Source organism: Vicinamibacterales bacterium, from assembly GCA_036012125.1.
Classification (GTDB): domain Bacteria; phylum Acidobacteriota; class Vicinamibacteria; order Vicinamibacterales; family UBA823; genus UBA11600.
On sequence record DASCOS010000009.1, the window covers coordinates 108,549 to 133,755 of the forward strand.

At 56.5% G+C, this 25,207-nt stretch carries 22 protein-coding genes; 8 read left to right on the forward strand and 14 right to left on the reverse strand.

From position 1 onward, the window contains the following. Positions 1-136 precede the first annotated feature (136 nt). Together QGH09_03350 and nadE are read left to right on the forward strand one after the other, a co-directional pair. Positions 137-913, forward strand: coding sequence for a hypothetical protein (locus QGH09_03350; protein HJO17222.1), 777 nt, complete (start codon positions 137-139; stop codon positions 911-913). A 10-nt stretch (positions 914-923) separates the two neighbouring features. Then, the gene (nadE, locus tag QGH09_03355) at positions 924-1,679 is read left to right on the forward strand and encodes an NAD(+) synthase (GenBank protein ID HJO17223.1); all 756 of its coding nucleotides are present in this window, start codon (positions 924-926) and stop codon (positions 1,677-1,679) included. Positions 1,680-1,756: 77 nt separating this feature from the next. On the opposite strand, the gene QGH09_03360 is transcribed toward nadE, so the two are convergent. Next, entirely contained in the window at positions 1,757-3,652 is a 1,896-nt protein-coding gene (locus QGH09_03360) for a transketolase (GenBank protein ID HJO17224.1), read from the reverse strand. Between the two features lie 55 nt (positions 3,653-3,707). Between QGH09_03360 and QGH09_03365 the strand changes: the two genes are divergently transcribed. The 4 genes from QGH09_03365 (at position 3,708) to QGH09_03380 (ending at position 7,559) form a co-directional block, all read left to right on the forward strand. After that, entirely contained in the window at positions 3,708-4,211 is a 504-nt protein-coding gene (locus QGH09_03365; GenBank protein HJO17225.1) for a DUF4149 domain-containing protein, read from the forward strand. Between the two features lie 67 nt (positions 4,212-4,278). After that, on the forward strand, positions 4,279-5,406 hold the full coding sequence (locus QGH09_03370) for a 1-acyl-sn-glycerol-3-phosphate acyltransferase (GenBank protein ID HJO17226.1): 1,128 nt from the start codon (positions 4,279-4,281) through the stop codon (positions 5,404-5,406). Between the two features lie 6 nt (positions 5,407-5,412). Further along, positions 5,413-6,183: an SUMF1/EgtB/PvdO family nonheme iron enzyme gene (locus QGH09_03375; GenBank protein ID HJO17227.1), complete on the forward strand. Its 771-nt coding sequence runs from the start codon at positions 5,413-5,415 to the stop codon at positions 6,181-6,183. Further along, positions 6,180-7,559 (forward strand): hypothetical protein, encoded by a 1,380-nt coding sequence (locus tag QGH09_03380; GenBank protein HJO17228.1) that lies wholly within the window; start codon positions 6,180-6,182, stop codon positions 7,557-7,559. The genes QGH09_03375 and QGH09_03380 overlap by 4 nt, the downstream gene beginning before the upstream one ends. Here the strand turns inward: QGH09_03380 and QGH09_03385 are convergent. Further along, the gene (locus tag QGH09_03385) at positions 7,556-8,506 is read right to left on the reverse strand and encodes a threonine/serine dehydratase (GenBank protein HJO17229.1); all 951 of its coding nucleotides are present in this window, start codon (positions 8,504-8,506) and stop codon (positions 7,556-7,558) included. The genes QGH09_03380 and QGH09_03385 overlap by 4 nt on opposite strands. Before the next feature lie 139 nt (positions 8,507-8,645). Between QGH09_03385 and QGH09_03390 the strand changes: the two genes are divergently transcribed. Then, the gene (locus QGH09_03390) at positions 8,646-9,302 is read left to right on the forward strand and encodes a hypothetical protein (protein ID HJO17230.1); all 657 of its coding nucleotides are present in this window, start codon (positions 8,646-8,648) and stop codon (positions 9,300-9,302) included. 31 nt (positions 9,303-9,333) lie between these two features. On the opposite strand, the gene QGH09_03395 is transcribed toward QGH09_03390, so the two are convergent. Continuing rightward, a complete protein-coding gene (locus tag QGH09_03395; protein ID HJO17231.1) occupies positions 9,334-10,083 on the reverse strand; it encodes a tetratricopeptide repeat protein in 750 nt (249 codons plus the stop codon). Between the two features lie 339 nt (positions 10,084-10,422). On the opposite strand from QGH09_03395, the gene infA reads away from it, so the two are divergent. Beyond that, the gene (infA, locus tag QGH09_03400) at positions 10,423-10,641 is read left to right on the forward strand and encodes a translation initiation factor IF-1 (protein HJO17232.1); all 219 of its coding nucleotides are present in this window, start codon (positions 10,423-10,425) and stop codon (positions 10,639-10,641) included. 442 nt (positions 10,642-11,083) lie between these two features. On the opposite strand, the gene QGH09_03405 is transcribed toward infA, so the two are convergent. The 11 genes from QGH09_03405 to QGH09_03455 form a co-directional block, all read right to left on the reverse strand. Beyond that, complete coding sequence (locus QGH09_03405; protein HJO17233.1) at positions 11,084-12,268, reverse strand: tetratricopeptide repeat protein; 1,185 nt, start codon at positions 12,266-12,268, stop codon at positions 11,084-11,086. Between the two features lie 223 nt (positions 12,269-12,491). Beyond that, entirely contained in the window at positions 12,492-13,241 is a 750-nt protein-coding gene (locus QGH09_03410; protein HJO17234.1) for a hypothetical protein, read from the reverse strand. Positions 13,242-13,253: 12 nt separating this feature from the next. After that, on the reverse strand, positions 13,254-14,624 hold the full coding sequence (locus QGH09_03415; protein ID HJO17235.1) for a DUF5107 domain-containing protein: 1,371 nt from the start codon (positions 14,622-14,624) through the stop codon (positions 13,254-13,256). A gap of 62 nt (positions 14,625-14,686) precedes the next feature. After that, positions 14,687-18,136 carry a DUF5107 domain-containing protein gene (locus QGH09_03420; protein HJO17236.1) on the reverse strand — a complete coding sequence of 1,150 codons (3,450 nt, stop codon included), beginning with the start codon at positions 18,134-18,136 and terminating at the stop codon, positions 14,687-14,689. Between the two features lie 106 nt (positions 18,137-18,242). After that, on the reverse strand, positions 18,243-19,058 hold the full coding sequence (fdhD, locus tag QGH09_03425; GenBank protein ID HJO17237.1) for a formate dehydrogenase accessory sulfurtransferase FdhD: 816 nt from the start codon (positions 19,056-19,058) through the stop codon (positions 18,243-18,245). Between the two features lie 24 nt (positions 19,059-19,082). Further along, a complete protein-coding gene (locus QGH09_03430) occupies positions 19,083-19,499 on the reverse strand; it encodes a secondary thiamine-phosphate synthase enzyme YjbQ (GenBank protein ID HJO17238.1) in 417 nt (138 codons plus the stop codon). A 12-nt stretch (positions 19,500-19,511) separates the two neighbouring features. Further along, positions 19,512-20,699, reverse strand: a complete 1,188-nt coding sequence (locus QGH09_03435) for a RidA family protein (GenBank protein ID HJO17239.1) — start codon at positions 20,697-20,699, stop codon at positions 19,512-19,514. Between the two features lie 65 nt (positions 20,700-20,764). Next, a complete protein-coding gene (locus QGH09_03440) occupies positions 20,765-22,483 on the reverse strand; it encodes an amidase (protein HJO17240.1) in 1,719 nt (572 codons plus the stop codon). Between the two features lie 214 nt (positions 22,484-22,697). Further along, a complete protein-coding gene (locus tag QGH09_03445) occupies positions 22,698-23,102 on the reverse strand; it encodes a cytochrome c (protein HJO17241.1) in 405 nt (134 codons plus the stop codon). 73 nt (positions 23,103-23,175) lie between these two features. Further along, entirely contained in the window at positions 23,176-24,519 is a 1,344-nt protein-coding gene (gene nrfD, locus QGH09_03450) for an NrfD/PsrC family molybdoenzyme membrane anchor subunit (protein ID HJO17242.1), read from the reverse strand. Continuing rightward, positions 24,488-25,204 (reverse strand): 4Fe-4S dicluster domain-containing protein, encoded by a 717-nt coding sequence (locus QGH09_03455; GenBank protein ID HJO17243.1) that lies wholly within the window; start codon positions 25,202-25,204, stop codon positions 24,488-24,490. Before QGH09_03455 ends, nrfD begins: the two co-directional genes overlap by 32 nt. Between the last annotated feature and the right edge of the window lie 3 nt (positions 25,205-25,207).

A 25,207-nucleotide genomic window follows, 5' to 3' on the forward strand; every position in this document is an offset into this window, starting at 1 on the left:
CTGAACGGTGATACGATTTGTCTCCTAACGCTGAAACTACATGGCTCAAGCCAACGTTGGTGTGCTTCACTGCGGCGGCATACACAGGCAACCTTGACCCACGTTCAGTGGAACGGACTTGACGTCTACTGATCAGATGAGCATTACACCCGCATTTCGTGATGGCCTCCGGCGCGTGTTGTCCTCTCCCGCGCTGATGGTTCTGCTCGCAATCCTCTTTCTCATGGTGGGTGTGACTGATCTTCTTACTCCCGGACTGGAAACTGTGAGTGAATACCCATTTGTATTCGAATTCTTGGTTGTCTACTCGATCATCCGGGCGTGGTGCACCGGTGGGGTTCTCCATCGATATGCTCAGAACCGTCCAATGCGGGCTGGCGCATTCCAAAGAGCCTGCGGCACGTTCTTTTTTCGACTTCTCCGCCTCCACTTGCTGTCCGCTCTTATCCTAGGTGGCAGCCTCTACGTATGGCTTTACTACCAATTCGGCTACTACCTGGTTCTCCTCGGTCTCGGTTACATCTTCTGCGACATCGTGCTCGACTACGCCAAGATTCGGACGGTGGTGGAAGACCGGCGCAGTATGGTCTTCGCCGTCGCCGCCGGCTTCCGGTTCGCCGTGCGGCGACCGGGCGCGGTCCTTAGACTCTATTTGCTCAATGCACAGATAGCCGCCATCGTGTTGGGAACTGGGGGGGTAGCAACTATTTATCTACATATAGAGTCTTTGCTGATGGTGTTCCCCCTGGGCATCGTTCTACTGGTCTGGGTCCCACTACTCTTCCTGTCCACGCAGACCACGTTTTTCCAAGACGAACTCGCGTATCCTGGCTACACAGCTGGTTCGGGTGTCAGCCCACCCGACTTACCTGTCACCGAAGTCGTTGCAGGGCCCCCGACCGGCGGCGTATAGTCAAAGGTTGATGACTTTGCTCAGTGAGCCTCTGACAAACTGGATCCGTCGGCATGTCGACGGAACGAGCGCAGATGGTCTGGTTGTGGGCCTGAGTGGCGGTATCGATTCGGCGACCGTGGCCCGTCTCTGCCAACTCGCCCTGCCCGACGCTGTCGTCGGCGTAGTCCTACCCTGCCATAGTGAACCGCAGGACGCCGCCGATGCGAGGCTCGTGGCGGACCACTTCGACCTGCCTACCATCACTATCAATCTCGATGCGGTGTATGACACGCTGACCAGTGAACTGCGCGCCTCACTGGGCAATCTGCCCCAAGCGCCAGACGACCTTGAATCGCGCCTCCCATTGGCCAACGTGAAACCTCGGCTCCGTATGACCTCACTCTACTTCGTGGCGAACGCGATGAACTATCTCGTGGCCGGCACCGGAAATCGGAGCGAGGTAACGATCGGCTACTACACAAAATACGGCGACGGGGGCGTCGACCTGCTGCCTATTGGGAACCTACTTAAAGATGAGGTGCGAGACCTAGCACGGGAGCTCGAGGTTCCCACGCCCATCATCGAGAAGCCACCGAGCGCTGGACTCTGGGCGGGACAGAAGGACGAAACTGAGATGGGGTTCTCTTACGCAGAACTCGCCGCATACCTTCAGGATGGACCAGAAGCCGTATCCCCCGAGTCGGCCAAGCGTATCGGGCAACTGACGGATGCGGGCGCACACAAGCGTACGCTTCCGCCCAGACCGCCGCTCACACCAGACTAACCGTTGTCCGACTGTCCGGTCCGCAAATGCAGTTTGGACTGCTCCTTTGCGCTTTGGTGACGGGTGAGAACGGGAGCTTAGGATGCGGTGACGACACGTCGCACGGCTGCAACAATCCGCGCGGCGGAAATCCCGTACTTCTCCAGTAATTCATCAGGCTTGCCGCTGCGTGGAATCTCGGACACCGCCAGGCGATGCACGTCGATGCCGTCGGTGCCGACGGCCGCACTCACGGCATCACCGAGTCCACCGCTCACATAATGGTCCTCAACAGTGATCAGGGCGTTGCCACAGCGCTTGCCAGCTCGAATCAAGGTCGCCGCATCGATGGGCGAAAGCGAATAGGCATCGATGACGCTAATCGCAACGTCGTCCTTGGCGAGCAAGTCAGCCGCTTCCAGGGCTTCAAACACCGTTACACCAACGGCGACAACAGTCGCAACGTCGTTCGGACTCTCCCGCAACGTCTTTGATCCCCCAATAACGAACTGCTCTGATGGCGGGTAAATAACTGGGGTCTTAGGGCGTGAGGTCCGCATGTAGACCATGCCCTGGTGTGCGGCAGCCGCAGCGACAAGACGCTCAGCACTGACGCCATCGCATGGATACAGTACGGCACAGTTGGGGACCGCCCGCATCATCGCAAGGTCTTCGAGTGCCATCTGGGATGGACCATCCTCACCGATCGACACACCAGCATGCGACCCAGCGAGCTTGAGATTTAGGTTACTGATACCCGCCATGCGGATGAAGTCGTAAGCACGAGACAGAAAACACGCGAACGTGGACGGAAACGGAATAGCGCCGCGGCTGGCCAGCCCCATAGCCGCGCCCACCATAACTTGCTCGGCGATGTAGGTCTGATAAAAGCGCGCACGGTGCGCCTTTTCAAACGTCTCACTGAACGTGGAATTCTTAACGTCCGCATCCAATGCCACCACGCGCTGGTCGACCGCCCCAAGAGCGGCCAGCGCGGTGCCGTAGGCAGTCCGGGTCGCCACCTGCGCTCCTAAGTCATAGGCAGGCGCGGGCATCCCACTCACATCCACCGGGCCCGTGGGTTCCACGGGAGCATCCACAGGTGCGGCTACGGGTGGACAACTAGCGCCGTCGACCATCTGCGTTTCGAGCTCCGCAATCGCCGCGTTCATGTCATCGCCAAGCTTGAGAGCCTTGCCGTGCCACCCATCCAGTCCTTCGAACAGCGATACGCCCTTCCCCTTGAGGGTCCGAGCCAAGATCATTGTCGGGCGGCCCTGCGTATTACGCGCCTCATCGAATGCAGTCAAAATCGCGTCCAAATCGTGCCCGTCCACCAATATCGCCCGCCACCCAAACGCTTCCCATCGTTGTGCGAACTGTTCAAGCGAATGGCCCCACTGAGTCGCCCGGCTCTGACCGAGGGCGTTGACGTCAGTGATGCCACAGAGATTGTCCAGTTTGTGTTGCTCGGCGACCTGCGCAGCTTCCCACACCGACCCCTCCGCAGACTCGCCATCACCGAGGAGGACGTAAGTGCGATATGGCGATTGCAGCCGGCGAGCGTTGAGGGCAATACCAACAGCTGCACAGACACCCTGCCCCAAGGAGCCGGTTGCGACATCCACAAATGGAAGACGCGGGGTCGGATGTCCTTCCAGATCAGAGTCGACCCGGCGTAGGGCAGTGACATCTCCGACGAAACCCACCTGCGCCCATGCCGCGTAGAGCAATGGCGCGGCATGCCCTTTTGACAACACAAATCGATCACTGTGGGGATACTGTGGATTCTCGGGGTCGAACCGCATCTCCGAGAAGAATAAGGCCGCAACAACGTCAGCGGCCGAGCAACAACTGGTGGGATGTCCGCTTCCAGCGGTAGATGTCGCCCGGATCGAATCAATACGAAGGCGCGCAGCGACGTTACGCAACGCGGGCACGAGGGATGATCTATCGACCGCCAACACTCGACTCCGAAGCCAAGAGTCTACCATAGCGTCGTCCGGCAGCTAGTGCCTCGGTACAGACGCCTCCCAACAGTCCGCTATAATGCCAGCGATGATTGCGTTCAGGTATGCGTATGTGTTGCTGCTCGCACTTTGGCTTGGCGGGATGGTCGCACTGGGGGGAATTACCGCACCAGCGACCTTCGCAGTGTTGCAGCAAGATAATCCCGACACCGGACGCACGTTGGCTGGTCGGGTCTTTGGAGAGACCCTGAAGCGGTTTCACATTGCCTCCTATGCCATCGCCGGACTCCTGTTGGCTTGCTTAATCGGCATGGCGGCTCTCGGTTCGAAGCCCGTCGGTTTCGAAATCCGCTTCGTCATCATCGTGGCGATGTTACTTATCAGCCTCTATTCAGGCCGTGGGGTCTCCCCGACAATTGAACGGATGCAGCAGAAAATTGGTGGGCCAGTCGCCTCCCTGGAATCCGACGACCCACGCCGTGCCCGATTCGGACGCCTCCACGCACTATCAACAGCGTTGATGCTCGCCAACATCACGGGCGCCCTGGTCTTGCTCTACTGGGAAGCCCGACGCGGGGGCTAACCAATCCCAACTCAGTCACCTTCACTCACGGCATCTGCTTGAAAACACATGATATAGTGCCAGTGGGATGCTGGATGACATCACTCAAGCGGTGCTTGCGCATGACGAGGTTGCCCGATACCTTCGCGGTGGTCCTGGCGAAAGCGATCTTGAAGCTCGCGAACGGGTACAGGCTTATATAGAGGAACTTCGTACGACGCAGCGCTATCCATTCTACAGAGCGCTGAAGCATCCGCTGTATCCGATCCTTAGAAAAATTACGAGAGTGCCCGAGGCCGTTGAAATAGCCGAGGCCGCAACCGGCCGGGGGCGCGTGATCTATGCGTCAAATCATAAGAGCCATCTTGATTACCTTGTTGAACCACTCATTCTTGACGACCACGGAATCCGACCACCGCTAATCGCTGCCGGCATCAACCTGTTCGGCGGTGCACTGGGCCTCCTGCATCGACATGTGACTGGTGCGATCCCAATCCGACGCAACACAAAGGACCCGGCGTATCTGGTAACGCTGAAGGCCTATGTCGCAGAGCTGTTAAAGCGCCATGACTTTTTGGTCTATCTCGAAGGCGGCCGTTCATACAACGGCGCCATGAAAACACCGAAAACGGGACTGCTACATGCAGCGCTCCAAGCCGGTCGAGACGACCTAAAGATCGTCCCGATGGCCGTAGCCTACGACTTCGTACTTGAAGATCAGGTGCTAGCGCATCAGGGCGTCAAACGGCAACAGCGGCCATTTGCGCGGGAGCTCGCCGAGATGGTGCGCTACGGGGTAGGGTATCAATCTCGAGCCTTTGTTACGTTCGGTGCACCGCTTCCGTTAGGCGGTTACGATCCTGGTTCCCGTCGCGAGGTGATGGGTCTAGCCAGTCGGATCGGTGACTTGATCGGAAAGTTGCACAAGGTGCTGCCGACCGCCCTAGTCTCGGCAGCCATGCGTCCCTCCATCGAGCTTGCGGAACTGACTGACCGAATCGACGGGCTCATCGAAGTGCTGCGAAGCAATAACGCAAATCTGGCTGTCTCAACCGGTCAACAAGCCCTTGACGAGGCGATCGAACCGATGATCGAGCGAGGCATCGTGATTCTCGACGGCACAAGGTGTCGGGTACGCGAGCGGATTGTTTTGCGTTACTACGCCCGCTCAATTCAGCATCTACTCTCCCCAAGTTCCGACCAAGCGACGCACTGACTTTCCATGGTCGTGAAAGCTTTTCAACATCACTCATTGGGCCGTGGTGCGTCCGACCCGGTCACGACAGATCGTGTGCCGACACTAGGTGGATTTGTATCGATACCGGCTGGTTGGATTGTGATGGGCAGTACAGCCGGTCAGGCCGACGAGCAGCCTCTACACCGGGTGTGGGTCGATGCTTTCGAAATCGCAACCTGTGCAGTAACTCGAGAGGCATACAACGTGTTCCTGACATCCACCGGCCATCCGCATCCGCGTGATTGGGGAACACCTGCACTGTCTCGTCCAGGTCAGCCTGCGGTCGGTGTGAGTTGGAACGATGCTGTGGCATATTGCCACTGGCTATCGACCAAAGGGCAACTGGCGTGCCTACCAACGGAAGCGCAATGGGAACGCGCCGCGCGAGGACAACGACAGGGATGTCACTACCCGTGGGGCGACACGATTCCCGAGTGGGTACCCAACGGTGGTCGTGGCCCACTCGACGGCCCGTGGCCCGTGATGCTCGGAGAGCCCAACGACTTCGGGCTCTTTGGCATCGCTGCAAACATCCACGAGTGGTGTGCGGACTGGCATGCCGCAGACTTTTACAAGCGGTCCCCCGCATTGAACCCAACCGGCCCAGTCTCTGGCGTTCGCCGGGCGTCCCGAGGAGGAGCGTGGCGACACGCCACGACCGTAAGCCGTGTAGCCGCGCGGAGCAAGCTGGACCCGACCTATCGTTACACTGATTACGGCTTTCGTCTGGCGCGGCCTATGCTCCATGCACTATGAGTACCGAGGTTGAGTTCGCCATCAAGATCGCCCAAGCAGTTCGAGAGGCCGGTGGGCGCGCCTTGTTCATTGGCGGTTGGGTACGTGATCAGCTGCGCGGTCACCCCTCCCAGGATATCGACCTCGAAGTTTACGGCTTGTCCGCCGAACAACTCCGTCGCTTGCTAGCAACTTTCGGTTCGGTCAACGCCGTCGGGGAGAGCTTCACCGTCTACAAAGTGGGCTTCATCGACGTCGCACTTCCGCGCCGAGAATCGAAGAGTGGTCGCGGCCACCGTGGTTTCACGGTCACCGGCGACCCCAATCTTTCCCACAATGAAGCCTTCCGGCGTCGGGACTTCACCATTAACGCGATCGGCTGGGATCCGCTGCTTGAAGAATATATCGACCCCTACGCTGGACGCGCTGATCTCAAGGATGGTCTGCTTAGAGCCGTCGACCCGAACACGTTCAGCGACGATAGCCTACGCGCGTTGCGGGCGGTGCAGTTTGCTGCACGTTTCGAATTCAGCCTTGAGGTGGAGACGGCAAGTCTTTGCGCAAGGCTTCCCCTCGACGACCTTCCGGCCGAACGTGTATGGGGAGAATTCGACAAACTGCTTCTACTCGCATCCAAGCCGTCACAGGGATTCACGCTAGCGCAGTCACTAGGTATCATTGACCAGCTCTTCCCCGAGTTAGTCGCTCTCATAAATTGCCCGCAGGAGCCTGAATGGCATCCAGAGGGAGATGTCTGGACCCATACTTTATTGGTCATTGATGAGGCACGCAGACGTATTAATGACTTAGCGCGTCCAGCGCAGACTGCGATTATGCTTGGCGCCGTCTGTCATGATTTCGGTAAGCCGGCCACTACCCGGGTCATTGATGGCCGGATTCGATCGCTCGACCACGAGGCGGCAGGCATCCCCCCTGCGATCACCTTCCTTGATCGGTTGAACATACACACCATCGACGGTTTCGACGTGCGACATCAGGTGCTTGGCATGGTGGCTCACCACCTCAAGCCTGGGATGTGGCACCGCTCGCACGACAACGTCGGTGATGGCGCGTTTCGGCGATTAGCATCAAAAGTGGACCTAGAACTCCTTGCGCGGCTGAGTACGGCGGATTGTCTCGGCCGGACTGGTGAATTCGATTGCTCATCGATGGATTGGTTTATCGAGCGGGCCAGAAGCTTAAAGGTAGAACATGCCCCTCCGAAACCGCTACTCAAAGGGCGGCACCTAATCGCCCGAGGATGGAGTGCCGGACCAGCACTGGGAACTGTTCTCCGAGCTATTTACGAACGCCAACTCGACGGAAGTGTGACAACAGTGGAAGAAGCAATCGACCTGGCTGAAACCTGGCAACAAACCCAACGAACTGACGACTAACCAGCTAGTTCCACACAGGCGACAAGCGTCTCCGGGGCCATGTTGCCACCGCTTAAGACGGCCACCACTGGTCGAGCAAGGTCGGCGCCCATCCGGCGGGCAGCGGCGACCGACGCGGCACCGCTCGGCTCTACTACAAGCTTCGCATGGCGGTGCAGCCAAACGACAGCCTCAGCGATCGACCGATCGTCAACGGTAACAAACTCGTCAACGAAGCGTTGCATATGAGCAAAGTTCAGGTCGCCAGGACGTACCGGTAGTAAACCGTCAGCGATACTCGACACACTATCGAGCGTGACGGGCTGCCCGGCCTCAAGCGAGGCTGTCATCGTTGCCGCACCAACCGGCTCCACCCCTATGACTCGCACTCCGGGCTTCGCCTGTTTGACCGCTGCCGACACGCCTGCGGCTAACCCGCCACCCCCCACTGGCAAGATGACTGTTGCCACGGTCGGACACTGCTCCAAAAGCTCACGGCCGACGGTGCCTTGACCAGCAATGATCCACTCGTGATCGAAAGGCTGTATCAAAGTTAACTGGCGCGCCGATGCTTCTGCTTCCGCCCGGCGACCGCGTTCTCGTGAAGTCGTACCCTCGAAAAGCACCTCCGCGCCGAATTCACGCGCTCCATCCACCTTGATCTTCGGCGCTGTCGTTGGCATCACGACCGTCGCCGGCACGCCTAGCACACGAGCCGCCAGTGCGACCGCCTGAGCATGGTTGCCAGACGAATAGGTAATCACGCCACGGTCACGTGCCCCTGCATCAAGCTGCACAAGGGTGTTATAGGCGCCGCGGATCTTGAACGCACCTGCCGCCTGCAGGTTTTCGCACTTGAGAAGAATTGGTAAGTCACCTGTGGCGGGCGACACCTCCACGATCGGTGTTCGGCGTGCCACACCTCGAATGCGTTCAGCCGCGGCATCGATCGCCTCTAGGGTCACCATCTTCACCGTCTTTGGCTCCAAGTCAGATTATCTTCCGCCCACGCAGCGTCAGTATAGCCTTACTAAAGTCGTGGCAGCGAGTATCGAACTGTACCATCTACAATCGGCCAGTCATCCGGGCCGGCTTGTATACTGGGGCATGCTCCGTGATTGTCGTCTTGGTTTCACATGTAGCCTTTTTGTGCTCTTGTGTATGACCATGGCTCCCGACGCGCACGCGCAGGACCCAGTGACCGTGGGGCCGTTTGCGGTCGACCTCCGCGCCGCCATGCCGAGACTCGGCCAGAACGAGGTCCTAGCAAGCCAACGGAAACTGTCGGTTCTGCAACTTCCATCATGGGGACTCGGTGTCGACGTCGGCGGGCACGTTTACCCGGTGAAGTGGAAGACCATCACCTTCGGTGTCGGTGTCCAGACACTGTTTTCTCAAGGCAGGCGATCACCAACTTCTGAGGAAATCACAAGCAACCCTGACCTGCCGGTTATCCGGACAAAGTTCACCACAATCGCGCCACAACTCTCACTCAACTTCAGCGGCACGAGCGGTTGGAGTTACATGAGCGGCGGTCTCGGCGCCTCTACCTTTAACGTGGGCTCATCTGAGGCCGAGCGAGACGACCGGCGGTTTAGAACGATCAACTATGGTGGTGGTGGACGGTGGTTTGCAAGAGATCACCTCGGGTTCTCATTGGACCTTCGCTTCTACGGTATCAGTCCCCAAGGCGGGACGGACAAGCTACCGGCACTGCCGCGAATGCGGCTGGTGGTACTCAGTATCGGCGTTTCGTTCAAGTAGAAAAGCCATCCGTAAACGGCCTTCGCTCAGGTTATGAGTTGAACAGAGTTTCAGGTGGCCATCCATCAAGGTAACGCCGCGCCTGTTTGATCCAAGGCGACTCTCCGGACCGGAGGTAATCTGGAACAGCATCTTCCTGGTCAACAATCTCCTGCATGACGGACTTTGCCTCGGCCTTCCGTCCCATTTTGTCGAGCAGCAATCCCCAATAAAATTTTGGGCGTGCGCGGGCCCACGCACTAACAACAGAAGCATATTGTTCCAGCGCTTCACTATCCTGCCCGGCAGCCAACAACGCGTCAGCCAGTCTCTCTGCCGCTTCACCGTAATCGTACTTCGGGTCATCAGCGTATACCTTCCGCAATGCCTCGACCGCCTCCGCGTGTCGACCCTGCGCCGCCAACGCTAGGCCGAAATGGTAGCGGGCATATACGCTCTCCGGGTCGGCCTCCAGCGACCGACGGTAGGCTTCAGCAGCAGACTGGTGATCTCCTTCGCTTACCTGTAGGTCACCTAGCTCAACAAAGAGACCAGGTGCCGGATTCGAAAGAAGTAGCGATTGGAGCTCGTCGATTCGAGGATTGCGTGGAACCGTCTCAATGGTCGAGGTCTGCCCGAACTGGCGTCCACGGCGAAGCTCACTAAACACATACGCTAGAGCCCCAATCGGTCCAAAAAACAAAATCCCCAGCACCCACCATAAGCGCGACCGCAAACGCAAACAGTCGACTATGGCCCAGATCTGAAACGTGATCAAAACAACGTATATGAGCAACAACACCTCGATGCAACCTCCATACGGACGACCGTGAGTCCTTCCACCTCTAGCATCCACTGAGCAATGCCGACGGCGCGGGCCAATTTCAAGAAATGGGAACCAGAAAAACAGCCTCGGTGCTTTCTACATCAACTCTGTTAGCATACGCTACCGGTGGGATATCGGGCGAACAGCCACGATGTGCTTGCCACAGTCTTAGATTCTAATGCAGCTGTGCCTTACGGTGACAGTAGGACCATTTAGTGTCCTGGTCGAAGCAAATACATACGTGACCATGGCTCTGACTGACGTTGCACAGATGCGTCAGCTTGTGGGACACTACTCGGCGGAAGGGATTCACGTTTGAGCAAAGAGGACTTAATCGACGTTCAAGGAACGGTCGTTGCAGTACACAGTGGCGGACTTTATCGAGTAGAGTGTGACGCGGGGCACGAAGTACTCGCCCAGCTAAGCGGCCGCATGAGACGCTTCCGAATCAGAGTCGTGCCGGGAGACCGGGTGACTATCGGTGTATCACCATACGACCCGGCGCGTGGCATCATCACATTCCGCGCTCGTTAGCCTACTTGCGATCAACACTGCGAAACTCCAGCGTGAGCATTTCAGCCCAGAGAGGTGCAAGGATAATGTTCTCTGCTAACTGGGGAGCAATCTACCAACACCGGCACTCATGAGTGACTACCCACACACCGGACCAGTCGAGTCGGCATCGAGAAACGAAAAATCTGAATCAGTTTCGCAAACCGAGGGTGGTTCCCCCATCTTGCGTTTCCGTTCATGCCGTTGGCATACGATGCCAGATGGTGATGAACCCAGCTACTGTTCACACCGAGACGTTCTTCCGTTTACTGGCATGACAGACTTCAATCCCGAGGCCTGGTGCGCTGAGTGTAAATTGTTTAAGGTGCGGCGGGCTCCAAGAAGAAAGCCTGACACCAACGGGAACACTTAATAGTTAGCGTTGACCTGACAGCTCGGTGATTTAAACCTGCCGCCCAAGACCCTATTCTGAGAATTCCTTAGCCAGCGCGACCCACTCACCATCTGGCACCAGCTGCTGATACAGCTGCCAGTGCGGACGAGCGTCCTTGGAACGGCCCAACTTTTCTAGAGTTACCGCCAGGTAGAAGTGTGTGTCCGCATGGCTGGGATTAAGTCGCACCGCCAATTGATAACAGTCGCGCGCGTCTCCAAATCTACCGAGATCGTGTTGGATATTTCCCAGATTAAAATATGCTTCGAAACAATCCGGTTCCAAATGAATCGCACGCTCATAGAGTGCCAAAGCTTCAATGAGTTCGTCGCGGGCGTAGTGTAGATTCGCAAGATTCACCAGCGCCGGTACCAATGACGGGTCGAGCGCAAGCGCCTGCCGATAGGCGACAATTGCTCGCTCCTGCTGTTCCGCGTCACCCTCGTCCAAATCAGCTCCCTCACTGAAATATCGGGCGGCCAGATCCGACTGGCAATCCATAGCTCCTGGTTTGATCTGCCTAAGATCAGGCAAGGTTGGTTTACTTTGCACCTGCAACGTCACCACCTTGGCAGGCTGCGCCGAACTGTTCCGGCCAAGCTGAAAATCAAATGTGAGCTGCCCCTCCCGCTGGGAAACAAGAGAGCGGACGATCGCGCGAAATGGCTTCGCCTCACTGAGCTCAACGCTCACTTGCTTGATGACGGCAAGGTCGGGAAACTCGTAATAGCGATCTGCGTTGGTTCGGGTTACAGAGCCAATAAGTCGCCACTTCTCAAGATAACGGAGATGATCATCACGAACTGTCGGATATAGCTCTCGGATTTCACGAACACTGTAGAGTTGATGCCCCGGCACCTCAGGCGCGGGTAGCCCTCCCAGACCACAAAAGTCCGTTTCGGTGAGAATATGTACCTTCCCAGGTCTCCGAGCATTCACTTCCTCAGCCTTTTTGAGTTTCTTGCTCTCGCTACCACGAGATGGTTCCTGATGTTTGACCTGGAAAGAACCCGACCGCTCTGAAACACCCTCACCAACCACGAGCATAGTCGTGCGGGAGTTCACCTCATCGGCAGTCTTGCCGCCGAGCCGTTGGACCAACACGCACGCCTCTTTGCGACTTAATGATGCAAGTCGGCCGGTAAAGACAACGACCTGGTTCGCAAACGATGCAGCGGGAATTACCCTACTATGCGATGGGGATAACAACGTCACTGAGGAATCTCCACCGTGGCGTGTTGAAAACGTAACGCGACAACTTGGCAAAGCTGACGATGCATTAGGTTTGGATAACGAATCTCCACATCATTTCGCATACACTGTGATTCGCAATGAAAGATTAACGGGAACGATAGCAATGTCAAGCAGCATTAGACCCTAGAAGAGTCAGGTTAGGTCCCTTCTACCTGCGCAACACGCCAACGCTCTGCTCAAACACCTAAAGCCCCACTGGTCTCTGGACGGCTGGATCGCGTCGCGCATACAGCACAAACGATAGTCCCACATAATACAAAGGAAAAAGGAGTGACCACACCGCCAGGGAGTCAGGAGTGCCATCGAAGGACCAAGCCAGCACAAGAAGCAGTGCAGCCCAAACGACGCTAGCGGCTAGCGTCAAACCCCGCAGCGTTGGAGTCCTCGCCGGGTGCAAGAACCCAACCGGTACAAACACACACGTGCATAGCACGGCAACGATGAGTCCATTGACCACAGTCGGCGCACCGAGAGTGTACAGATAGAACGTCACGATGTTCCAGTAGGATGGGAATCCTCGAAAGAAATGGTCAACGCTCTTCGCCTCGCGATGGCTGAAACCGTAGGCGCTGCTCAGAAGCATCGCGCTGGCCAGCGGTATTCCCCAACCCGTAGGCACTACCGCTTCAAACGATATGACCCAAGCTGGTACAAACACAAACGTCAGGTAGTCAATAATGTTGTCCAATAGTGCACCGTCGAGTGCTGGAACACGTCGGTCAACAGCCAGACGGCGCGCAAACCAGCCATCACTCGCGTCGATGACGACCGTGGCATAAAGCCACAAAAATCCCTCACGCGGATCACCAACCGCGAACGCTTGAACTGCAAATAGCGCCAATACGGCGCCTATTGCCGTGTAGAGATGGGCGATCCACGCAGCCCACAACGCACTGCCTGAGGAAGGGATCGCTACTCGGAGACCGTTGGACATACCGGAAACACTTTAGTCTATGACTATCCACCCGCTCCGATTCGAGCCCACTCGTAAGCGGAGATCATCAAATTCCGAAACAACTAGTTCTTGAAGGTTCGGCGTTTGGAAAAATGGTCGCTCCGGATTGGCCGTAACCTCCCAGTGTCGCAGGGGCTCTCGCTCATCCGCTAGACCGAGATCAGAACCCCGCCACAATTCCACAGATCCTGACCAATCACCAGACGGACAAAGCCCAACGACTACCCGACGCGCATCGGAAACAACCTGGAAATTGATCGCTACGTTTTCGTCGGCGTAGTCGAGTCCACGCGTCCGTTGATACGGATACATCCACTCGGTCCACTGGATGGAAGCGCCCGGTTCGAGGGGTTGGCGAGCGTCTGGATAAGTTGGACTTGTCCCGCCCCACATCTCGACATATCCAGCATTCGACGCCCCCGAGCCCATCGGAATTCGTTGCGGCCTAAAGCCATAGGTCCAAACGTCGACGCCGGGTGTCTTTTCGGGGTCGAATACCCGAACGATCCCTTCATCAGCGTCGTGTGAGTAGGCACTATAGAACCCGGACGTCAACCCTTCAGCCATCAAATCACCCATCCGGCTCCAGCCTTGGATAAACCGGAGGGGATTTCCATCCCATACCTGAGGGCTCGGCCCAAGATTTTCTTGCCAGCGTTTCTCGATGAGAATACGTTCTGTCGGAATGATGAACTCAGTATGATCGGTCAATCCGTTCTCACCACCTGGGGCCCACTGTGGGTTGACCCAATGTGCGTACTCAACTGTCGTGCTTGTTGGATTCCTTATCTGAACCCGCGCAGTGAAGTAGGCTTTCCCAGGCACAATGGCGATGTCTAGCGACTCCTCAAGGCCGGTGGCCGGCTCACGGACTCGCATCCGGATGGCCTTCCGATAAGAGGAGTCTTCAATAATCTCCCAGGCCCATGGCATTGCCCACGTGGTGCCGTGTTCGTCACCGGGTAACGTGTATTCGATGCCACCGATCCAGAGCCACCAGCCGGTGTCATTCGAAGCTCCACCAACCGTTGCGACATCGTTCTGCCAGAGCGTTTCATTTCCAGTTGGCTTGTAGATTAACGAATAGACTCGTCCCATTTCTGGCAGTAAAGTCAGCTTGACATATTGGTTCTCCATCACAACAGCGACATGTTCCTTACGAATAACACGATGCCGATCCACCTTCTGCAAATCGAGGTGTGGATAGGGATCACCATCGCGATAGTAAATGGCCGGCTCGTAGTCAACCTGTGGAATCGTCAGGGTAGTCGTATCGAGCAAGAAGTTACCTGCCTCAGGCTGCCCCGATACAGCACCCGACTGGATGCCAGCACAAAGCAGTGCGACCAAAACAACAATCATGCGTCGGGGGTTGCCTGTACGCAAAACGTGACCTGCTAAGAGTAGTACGCGCCAGTGTCCGTTTAGGGAAGCGAGATGAAATAGTACTGCGCCCACACCTGCGACACATCGAGTTCAACTGCACGCCCAAAGCTCGTTCTGGCCTCCTCCGTCCTACCGAGCGCTTGCTGTGCGAACCCAAGCATCGAAAGAGCCCTTGCACGAAGAGTGGCCTCGGAAGCGCGACTCCCGAACTTGGCGAAAAAATTTACATCATCTCTGGTCTCTGCGAGCTGAATCTCGGCCGCATTGACCACCGCCTCAAGCTTTTCCCGTGCCTCATCAGCGTAACCCAATCTCTCAAGCGAAAGCGCCTGATAGGTCCACGTGTCTGGCCAGCGCTCGGTGCCAGGTTGATCCGCTGCGCGCCGGAAATACTCGGAAGATCGCTCAGTCTCCCCCAACGCGTGATGCGCAAGAGCAGTGTAATAGGCCACCTGAGAAGCACGCCGGTCGTTCCTAGGCCGCGCGACTGATAAATTCTCGGGGTACTCAGAGGCCCGCTCAAAGTCAGCCAACGCCTCACGAGCCTGCCCGCCCTTTAACCGGGCTAACCCGCGTAAGAGATGCGCGTCCACAAACACGCCGTGCACGCGCCCACCGCCTTCGGCCACAAAGAACTGGTTTGCTTCAAGAGTCCTAATGGCTGTTCCGTAGTCACCTGCCAACACCTGCACCATGAGCGCCCGAAGGAGACTATCGCTTCGCCGCTCAAGGACCTCGTGATTGACCGAAACCATATGGAGGCGCGTATCGATTGGCACGTTTGCGGCCTGATACAGTTCGTCAAGTTCAACGTAGAGCCGCGTGTCATTTCGGTCAAGCGCGACTGCTCGCTCGTAACTCTCGATTGCCGCTGTGAGATTGCCCCGCGTTCGATAATAGGCCCACCCGAGGTTCCGGTAAGAAGTTGAAAAACCGTTGAAGAGATCGCGCGACTTCTCCCAGTGACTGATCGCCAGCTCGGGTTGGATCTCGTAGAGCAGGTTGCCTAGATAATAATGGGCCCTATGGTCGTCAGGATGTGCGCTGAGTGCGGCCTCCAACACCTCAATACTTTCCAGTCTGAACGGAAAACCGTATTCGGCCGGCATTCCGGCGGCCCGCTGGTAACTGGTAACGGCCTCAGTCTTATTATCAGACTGGCCATGGAAATAGCCGAGGTAGTAGTGCACCATCGGATAAGAACTAGAAAAAATCACCTCGCGCTCCACAAGACGCTCCAGCACCTTAATCGCTTCTCCCCAAAGCGTGACGTTACCGTAGTCAGTAGCGAGCTCCAGATACGTCTGAGCATCATCACGTAACGTGCGTGTAAGTGCATCGAGAGCAGTAGCCGCTTCAACGTTAGCATTGGCTACTCGAAGTGTCAGAAGGCGCTCATTAAGGGCGAACGTGTCCATCGGGTCAATTACTAGCGCACGAGACGTTGCCACGAGCGCCTCATCTATACGGCCGAGCTTTCGGAGAACGACAGCCTCTATTCCAAGTGATTTAGTGTCGTTTGTGTTCGTGGATAGCGACTGCTTGATTTCGTTCAACGCGCGGCCCCATTCTCCCTCACGCATCGAAAGCTCAGCTAATTGATAGAAGGCCGCCGAGTGAAATGCTGCATCCCAAGAGGCTCGATAGAATTGCTCGTAAGCCTCACCGAACCGCCCCTGTCCACGAAGTGCCAAGCCAAGTTGATACTCTGCATCAGTATCACCCAGCCTGACATAACCACTCGTTAACCGTTTCAGTGCCGTTCGCAGATAGCGTTCAGCTTCTTGAAAGAGTCCTCGCTTATTCAGATTCGTACCGACAATCGTGTTTACCCGCACGTCGTTTGGGTCACGCCGAAGTGCTTCTTCGTAGTAAGGCTCAGGCGGTATAACTGGGCTGTGCCCCTGCTGAAGTCGGAGACCCGTAAGGTATAACTCGTCTACAGTTGCGATATCCTCAGGCGCGACCGGCGGCTCAACGGGTTCGGGAAGTTCCGGAAGCGCAACAGCCTGTCTCGGACGATCGCTGATCAGGGCACGGTCCTCTGCATCAAAAAGCGTCGCTTCCACGTCAGTAGCCTTCACGCCAGTTGGTAGGTCAACGGTCGCGGTAAAGGGAACGCCAGGCCCAATAACTACCCGGCTATCAAGCAGCGTTCTGGTCTTGGCCACCAGCGAAACCCGAGCATCCTTGACGTGGGTGGTGGAGTTAAACCCGAGTTGCACGGACTCCGATGAGACCTCAAGGTTTACCGCCGCCTCAAGATTTGCCTTCGTGAAACCACCGATTTCCTGCACTGGATACCAGTGGTGCGTGAAGGTCTTCACCTCATGGGGCTTAATCCAACTGTAATCAGGTTGGTTATCCGAAAGGCCACCAACCATTAGTTCAGCATACGGTCCGTCTTCATCAGTCAGAATTTGATCCCAAAGCCGCCCACGAGGGCCTGGACCCCATTCCCAGAGTTTTGTCCCAGCCACGATGTGGTGGTTGCCAACGTGTACAACGCCTGCGTCTTTACCGTGATCGTACCCACCTGAGAAATCTTCGGCCAGATTCCAAGCAAAAAACGAGGTCGGTTCAGGATGGTTTGGCCAACGGCTCAGGTCGACACCCTCGTAATCGATCCCTTGATAAGCACCTTGCCCGACCGGCCAGTGGATAAACTCGTTCTTTGAGTGATAGGTTGCGACCTGCACACTCGGTGGAAACAATACCTCGTAGTCGTCGCTGGCGTGCACCGCTACATTAGCCCAGTAGAGGATCGAGTGGGCCTGTGCGGTCCTGTTGAATAGTTTCACCGTCGCCTCGATGTATGACCGGCCCGGGTATAGAGTCAGACCGATAATCCAGCGCATTCTGTGCCGCCGCTCGGTTTCGCCGACCCAGACAGTCTTGCTCCCGTCGGCGTGTGCCTCAAGCGTGTAGTCGACTGGCATGAAGGTTGTGTTGCGATGATGGTGAAAGACGCACCACTCGATGCCTCCAGAAATCCAAGCACCTAACATACCGATGAGCGCTGGCTTAACGACGTTCTGCCGGTAGAAAAAATCGTAATTGTTAGTCTTGTCGGTCGCCGTAAACAACCGACCACCCAGTTCTGGCAGGACAGTGAGTGCAACGTACTCGTTTTCTAGATGCACGGCCGTATAGGTCTTGGTCTCAAGAATTCTGGTCACTTTGTCTTGTAACGGGTAGGGGTAGACCTTCTTCTTGGCACCCTGGTAGACCTCGTTGCGAAAGAACATTGGATTGTGATCGGGCGGGTCAACGCGGTAGGTTGGTAATGTGAGTGGTTCCTCCCAGATCCTGACTGCATCCTCCCCTCGAGATTCGTCTTCCTGGACTATTGCCCCAGCTTCCACCTGAGCAATGGTGCCGAACGAGTTCAGCGTTGCCATGAAAGCCAAAAGAAAGAGTGGTGGCCGCCACTGACTCATCCAACCGGAGTTGGCGAAATCGTCCCACTTGTCTACGGTGTTCTTCATTGCTTACCTACTCTAGTAAACCAGACGGATAGCTACTGGGGCACGTCCCGAGTTTAAGCTACAAGAAAAGAGCATCGGATTACCACTTGAACAATGATCACGGCCCTTAGACTGAAACAACTCGCCTAGGATGTGAATAGATGTTGTAGCCACCATCACGAACGAAGCCAAGAAGTGTGACACCAGACTCTTCGGCCAACTCGATCGCGAGTGTGGATGGAGCCGACACGGCCGCCACAAGCGGAATGCGAGCCAGCAGCGCCTTCTGAACAATCTCAAACGACGCCCGCCCGCTTACGGCCAGACCGCAGGACGAGAGCGGTAATCGCTCCAGCAGCAGCATTCGCCCAACGATTTTGTCGACGGCATTGTGACGACCCACGTCCTCCGCAACATCAACCAATGTGTCCGACGCGTCGAAAAGCCCGGCGGCATGCATTCCACCCGTCCTCTCAAAGGCATCCTGGGCCTCGCGAAGCCGCCGGGGCCAAGCTAGAACCGAGGCGCCGGCGACCTCCCAGGCATCGTCAAGGCTAGGTATCTGGGCGTGTAATGAGTCCAAGGTGACACGACCGCAGAGACCGCAAGACGAGCTAGTCACTACTTGTCGACGTTCTCGGATCCGTTCCACAGCAGGTTTCCCTTGTAAGGTAACGTCCACGACATTCTTCAATTCGGGAGTTTCAGGAGCCGCGCAGTGACGAATCAGACCGATCTCGTCCGGCCCTCGCACGACCTGTTCTGAAAGGAGAAATCCCGCCGCAAGGTCGTGATCACGCCCTGGGGTCCGCATAATTACGGCGAATGGCTCACCATGGATTCTGACCTCCATCGGCTCTTCAGTCGCGGCGTGGTCGCGGAGAGCATCGCGAACGCCGGCCCGAACTCGAGTTACCTCAACCTCGCGTGATGTCTCGAACATGAAGAGCTACTCCTACCCCAGGACTCAGTCTCCCATCAGCTGGATAACAACCTCGCGCTGGCGGGGCCCGGTGTCAAACTCCACGAGTGTCACCTGCTGCCAGGTACCGAGCGTCAATGACCGATCGGTAAACGGAATGGTTACCGATGGTCCGAACAGGGCGGCACGGACATGGCTAGACCCGTTATCATCCCCCCAGTGGAGATGGTGCGCGTAATCTCCCGCTCGCGGTGCGAACCGCTCGCAGACCCCGCTAAGATCGCGGATGACACCAGGTTCGAACTCTAGCGTTGTGATCGCCGCAGTCGAACCCACGACAGCCACCGTGGCAATGCCCTCCACTAAGCCGGCATCGACCAAGGCCGCCGTCAATACAGGTGTAAGGTCGTGCGCGTCTCCCTGTCCAGAGGTCTCAAGCCGATGCTGGACCGTAACGACCATATGTCTCGCAACCTATCTAACGGCCGTGAACATGATCTCAACGCGACCATCACCACTCATAAGCCCTGTGCCCACTGCAGCACGAGCAGGAAAATTACCGGTGATCGCCTCTCGATAAGCCACGTTCATCTCTCCCCACTCGCTCATGTCCGTGAGGTAAATAACACCATCAACCAGATCATCAATACCGAATCCTGCGGCATCAAGCGTCCGTCCGATCGTGGCCAGCGTCTGCCGCGCCTGTGCTTGTGTATCAGTGCGCGTCTCATCACTTACTCCAAGCATGCCTGACAGGTAGAGTCGGTTCCCCACCCGCACGGCGTGGCTCAGCACAGGACTCTCGCGACCAAGTGTGCCGTCAGCGTTAGGTCGAGTAATCCGTGTCTTCGCCCCAGCGACAGCGATCAATGTGATCTCCAAGTGATATTGATCGCCCATGAGATTGGCCCGTACAGTCGCACGTGCCGGTGGAATTTCAGGGAAGTGCGCACTGTAGGAAGTATTCATATCGCGGAACAAGGTGGTGTCGGTGATGTAGACACGCGACGCAACGACATCGTTAAGAGACATGCCGGCAGCGGCTAGAATCTGCCTAGCGTTCTCAAAGATAGCGCGCGTTTCCGCCTGAATGTCACTACCGACACTCGAGTTAGCACTACTGTAGTCCCGCCCTAGGATACCGGCGAGGAAGACTGTATCGCCCGACTTGATACCGTAGCTGTATGGGGCCGTGCCGGTAGGCCACCCCTCCGGTTGAAGCACCGTTCGCTCCGCACCTGGACGAATAGCAATCATCGACATCTCAACCAATGCGTCTTCACGAACCAGGTCAGTCTGGACCGTTGTGCGCGTAGGTGGTTCGGACGGAAAGTACTCTCGAAAAATCTCATTCATTCCCTGAAAATCGCTCGTGTTGCGAAGATACACTGTCACGGCCGCCACGCGAGTGTAGTCGGCACCAGCAAGTTCAAGCACTTCGCCAAGGTTGGACAAAACACCGCGCGTCTGTTCGCGAATGCCCTCACCGCGTGCTAACGTGCCCGACAGATAGATGAAATCACCAGCTGCAACGGCTGGGCTGAACGGCGCATTAGACGATGTGTCTCGCGTGATGACTCGCTTGCCGGCCTGAAAGGCTGACGCTTCGAGAACTAGAAAACAGACACTAAGACTGATAATTGCCAGTTTCATAATACGCATAGGTGTCCTTTCAGATTGGCCCACCAGGCCCGGTTCATTAACCTCATCAGTTCGCCTATTCTTTGTCAGACCGTCGGGTGCTGCGCATGCCAGGGAGTAGCACGCTCAAAAGCCGAGGCGGCACGCAGAATCGTTGCCTCATCATATAGCCGCCCAGTGAACATTAGCGACACAGGCATCCCCTCAGCAAACCCGGCCTTAACAGCAATCGCTGGATGGCCAGTCAGGTTCGTAATGCCAAGACTCGCGCTACGTGATGGTGAGACAAACAGGTCATAGTCAGCCATCAGTTCCTCCATCTTCTCCATCAGTAGCGTCCGTGCTCGCTGTGCTCGGATATACTCGACCGCCGGAATGAATCGGGACGTACGGAAAGTGTTCGGCCAAGATCGCGAACTCTGTGAAGTGAGTTGATCAATCCCACGACTGCGCGTCAAATCATCAAATGACGCTGCGGCCTCAGCCGTCAACACAAATCCGATCGAATCGCTTGGAAAATCTGGTAACTGAATCGGCTCGAGATCCGCGCCGACTCCTCGCAGTGCCTCCAGCGCCGCTGCTAACGACACCCGCTGAGCCTCCCATCGCGCGCGCTGCTCGTCCGAGAGGTTATCGGATGGCACCTCAAACTCCTCACGAAGATATCCAATGCGTAAACCAGCGAACGAGAGATCGGATTCCCACTCGAATCCTGCGTCGACAACGGTTTCATCGCGTCCATCCGGTCCATAGATCGCGTTAAACACAAGAGCGCAGTCCTCAGCTGACCGACACATGGGACCAATCTTATCCATCGTCCAACTGAGCGCCATTGCACCGTACCGGCTGACACGGCCATACGTCGGGCGGAGGCCGGTGACACCACACGCGGCCGAAGGTGAGATGATCGAGCCTCGCGTCTCGGTACCAATCGAAAAACCGACTAACCCGGCGGCTGTTGCAGCACCGGGTCCGGCCGACGAACCAGACGAACTCCGCTCAAGGTTCCACGGATTTCTGGTCGAACCCCCGAACCAAACACCACCCTGTGCCAGGGCGCCCATCGATAACTTGGCCACTAAAACGGCGCCCGCATCGCGGAGCCGTTCTACTACCGTTGCATCAAGGTCAATGACCTGGTCCTCATATGGCTTCGCACCCCAAGTCGTCCGGATGCCCTTGGTAGCTAACAAGTCCTTCGCACCCCACGGCACTCCGTGTAACGGCCCACGATAACGCCCTTGTAATATTTCCATATCCGCTTGCTGGGCCTGCTGCAGTGCTAACGTCTCGGTAAGAGTGACGACACATTTCAACGTGTCTCCGTGGCGCTTGAGACGGTCCAGGTACATCCTCGTCAACGCCGTCGACGACACTATCCGGCGCTTCAGTAAATCGGCCAAGGTCCAGACGGACTCGAACGCCAGGTCCTCAACGGAGTCACTAACACTGACGAACACCGGCGTCGGTAAGGATAGCGGTGCATTTGGGGTAGCTGAACCGGTCGGTGTACGCCCAAGCAATTTCGGACGAAAAGTTACCGCTGGCTCAATGTCGTGAGGGATATCGAATTCCCGCAGGGCTTGAAAACGCTGGCGGTTCCTCTCCAACCCCTCTTGCATCATTGTCCTTTCGGCCGGTGTGAATTCCAAGCCGGACAGTGCTTCGGCTCCATCAATCGACGATGGCGGAATTGGCTCGACCTCACTCTGACCAACCGCCGATCGCGCCAGTAAACCTGACGCTAACGCGGCTGGCGCCGCCCGGAGAAAGCCTCTTCGCCCAATCGTGCCCCGACGCGACATAACAAACCTCCTCTAAAACCTCGGGCCGGCCGTAGGACCATGCCTAAGCCCATAACGTATCGTCGCAGCCATACTTCGGCCAACTAAAGAACGTTAACTGTAAACCCCAAGGTGGGGTGGGAATTATACCGCCGGTGCCAAAGAGAAGGGCCGTACAAAGCTCAGGCGGGACCCGCTTGTCCCGCCTCGGCCACCGACGACCGACGTAAACACGCTATCCAGCCCGTAAGGTGCGCAAAAAATGCACCATGTTCCAGCGCTCGTCTTCGCTCAGCTTGCTTTCAAACTCGCGCATGGGACGCTTACCGACTGTGATCTTATAAAACATTTCGCCATCGCTCATCCGATCCTGAGCCTCGGCAGTAGTAATGTCCGGCGGGGCCGGCTTGATCCGGGCAGTTGCTGGTCCGTCACCCTTACCAGATTCGCCGTGACACATACGGCAGTTCCGCTGATAGAGCGTTGCGCCTTCTGCAATAACCTCATCATCGGCTGCAAAGGGGCTCTCAACCGCCTTCGCATCCTCAGGAACATCCCAGCCATCCTGAACCGCCGCCACCACTAGCGACGCCGTCCCGACAAACGCGGCTAACACAATCAACAATAACTTACGCTTCACTGTCTTTGCCCCCACACTCCTAAGTATCAGGCACCCGGCCATCAAAGATTAGGGATGATAACACAGGGATTAATCAGGCTTTCGCACGACCACCTGGAGACTCAAGCTCAAGTATGTCTGTAACGGCGTCAATGTCACGCTCATCGCCTTCCTTAATCTCCCAAATTGACACAAGTGGGAATAGTTTCGCAAAGACGATATATAGCAGCACGAAAGCCGCAAACTCTGCTGCCGTCAAACTAATTTCCACAAGCGATGGTGTATACACTCCCCCGTCCCACATCGTCTCCGAACGTGGATAGGAGGCTGAGCTTATGACAATGATATAGCGCTCAAGCCACATACCGATAACCACTGCGCACGAGGCTACAACTGTTCCGATCACCGTTCGAGTTCTCTTAAACGAGAGAATACCGAGAGGAATTATGAAGCAGCAGGTGATCATCGACCAGAACGCGGTTGAAAACGGTCCATACAGCCTAGCATTGAGCACCGCGATCTCGTCGGGTTCGTTGCCGTACCAGACCGTTAGGTGTTCTGCAAACGTAAAATAGAACCAGAGACAGGCCATCGTCAACATCAACAGACCGAGATTGTTGAAGTGGATCGGCCGGAAGAATGCCTCCAGGTGGAATGTCTTACGAAGTATCGCCATCGCGATGAGAAGGGCGGCAATGCCGGAGAAAATCGCACCAACAACAAAGTAAGGACCAAAGATAGCACTGTGCCACATCGGCACGAGACTCATCGCAAACACCCACGACACAACGGTGTGAACAGAGACTGCAATCGGAATAATCGCCACAGCCATAACACCGATTGCTCGTTCAAGAAGCTGATGCTGCCGACTTGTTCCCTGCCAACCAAGTGCTAAAAGGCGATAGAACCAGCGGAGTCTGGGGCTCCGGTCACGAAGAATCGCCAGGTCGGGTATGAGCGGCAGATACAGGTAGGTAATGCTTCCCAACAAATACACCGAAATACACACCACGTCCCATATAAGCGGTGACAACGGTTGCGGAGACAGTAACGGGACGTAGATGAGTTCAGGGCGACCCAAATGCCAAAGCACATTACTCGAGCCCATCAGCAGCGCGAAGACCGTGATCGCCTCCGCCGCCCTAGTGATCGGACGGCGCCATTCTGCATCCGTCAGACGAAGAATCGCTGAAATCAAAGTGCCGGCATGGCTGATACCGATGAAGAAGACATAATTGGTGATGTAGAGACCCCAATAGACAGGCTGATTCATACCGGCGATCACCATGCCGTCTTGTAATTGAAGCAACCACTGATAACCACCGTAGGCGATGACTGCAACGAGGAGACCTACGGTGATCCAGACCCCTCGGCCGGTCTCAAAAACGGGGCGAAGAAGCGAATCCTCAATCGTTCGATCCCGGCCTGAAGCCGTCACCCCAGCCTCCTTCCTTCAAATAGACCACCCGAGGCCCGGTGCCGAGCTCTTCGAGAGGGCGTTCGGCACGAGGACTCTCCGACAGCTTCGACACGGCACTCTCAGGATCCTCACGATCACCAAAGACAATCGCCTGAGCCGGACACGCCTGGGCACATGCCGGCTTCACCTCACCATCACGGATCTCGCGTTCCTCATCCCTCGCTTGGTCGTTTGTACGTCGGATGCGCTGAACACAAAAAGTGCACTTCTCCATAATGCCCTTCCAGCGCACCGCCACATCGGGATTGATCGTTTGCTCAAGTGGCGCTTCCCACGACGGCTCACCCCAGTTGAAGTAACGAACCGTGTAAGGACAAGCCTGTCCGCAAGCCCGCGTACCAATGCAGCGAGGGTGAATCTGGGCATTTAAACCATCCGGGGTCTCGTAAGTCGCGGAAACGGGACAGACTTTCACACAAGGCGCTTCGTCGCAATGGACACACATCACAGGAACGAACCGGACGCGAACATTGGGAAATTCTCCCTCAACGTGACGCTCGACCCTGATCCATTCGATCGCTCGTCCGTTCTCAGCCTGCTCCGGCCCGGCGGTTGGAACATTGTTCTCGGTTCGACATGCCACCACACAAGCGTTGCACCCATCGCAACGATCAATGTCAATCGCCATTCCCCACTTTGCCATCCC

Bases quoted from the DNA above. Each gene is read 5' to 3' on its own strand.
- QGH09_03350 (HJO17222.1), top strand. From the start codon at position 137: ATGAGCATTACACCCGCATTTCGTGATGGCCTCCGGCGCGTGTTGTCC.
- nadE (HJO17223.1), top strand. From the start codon at position 924: ATGACTTTGCTCAGTGAGCCTCTGACAAACTGGATCCGTCGGCATGTC.
- QGH09_03360 (HJO17224.1), bottom strand. From the start codon at position 3,652: ATGGTAGACTCTTGGCTTCGGAGTCGAGTGTTGGCGGTCGATAGATCA.
- QGH09_03365 (HJO17225.1), top strand. From the start codon at position 3,708: ATGCCAGCGATGATTGCGTTCAGGTATGCGTATGTGTTGCTGCTCGCA.
- QGH09_03370 (HJO17226.1), top strand. From the start codon at position 4,279: ATGCTGGATGACATCACTCAAGCGGTGCTTGCGCATGACGAGGTTGCC.
- QGH09_03375 (HJO17227.1), top strand. From the start codon at position 5,413: ATGGTCGTGAAAGCTTTTCAACATCACTCATTGGGCCGTGGTGCGTCC.
- QGH09_03380 (HJO17228.1), top strand. From the start codon at position 6,180: ATGAGTACCGAGGTTGAGTTCGCCATCAAGATCGCCCAAGCAGTTCGA.
- QGH09_03385 (HJO17229.1), bottom strand. From the start codon at position 8,506: ATGGTGACCCTAGAGGCGATCGATGCCGCGGCTGAACGCATTCGAGGT.
- QGH09_03390 (HJO17230.1), top strand. From the start codon at position 8,646: ATGCTCCGTGATTGTCGTCTTGGTTTCACATGTAGCCTTTTTGTGCTC.
- QGH09_03410 (HJO17234.1), bottom strand. From the start codon at position 13,241: ATGTCCAACGGTCTCCGAGTAGCGATCCCTTCCTCAGGCAGTGCGTTG.
- QGH09_03415 (HJO17235.1), bottom strand. From the start codon at position 14,624: ATGATTGTTGTTTTGGTCGCACTGCTTTGTGCTGGCATCCAGTCGGGT.
- QGH09_03420 (HJO17236.1), bottom strand. From the start codon at position 18,136: ATGAAGAACACCGTAGACAAGTGGGACGATTTCGCCAACTCCGGTTGG.
- fdhD (HJO17237.1), bottom strand. From the start codon at position 19,058: ATGTTCGAGACATCACGCGAGGTTGAGGTAACTCGAGTTCGGGCCGGC.
- QGH09_03430 (HJO17238.1), bottom strand. From the start codon at position 19,499: ATGGTCGTTACGGTCCAGCATCGGCTTGAGACCTCTGGACAGGGAGAC.
- QGH09_03435 (HJO17239.1), bottom strand. From the start codon at position 20,699: ATGCGTATTATGAAACTGGCAATTATCAGTCTTAGTGTCTGTTTTCTA.
- QGH09_03440 (HJO17240.1), bottom strand. From the start codon at position 22,483: ATGTCGCGTCGGGGCACGATTGGGCGAAGAGGCTTTCTCCGGGCGGCG.
- QGH09_03455 (HJO17243.1), bottom strand. From the start codon at position 25,204: ATGGCAAAGTGGGGAATGGCGATTGACATTGATCGTTGCGATGGGTGC.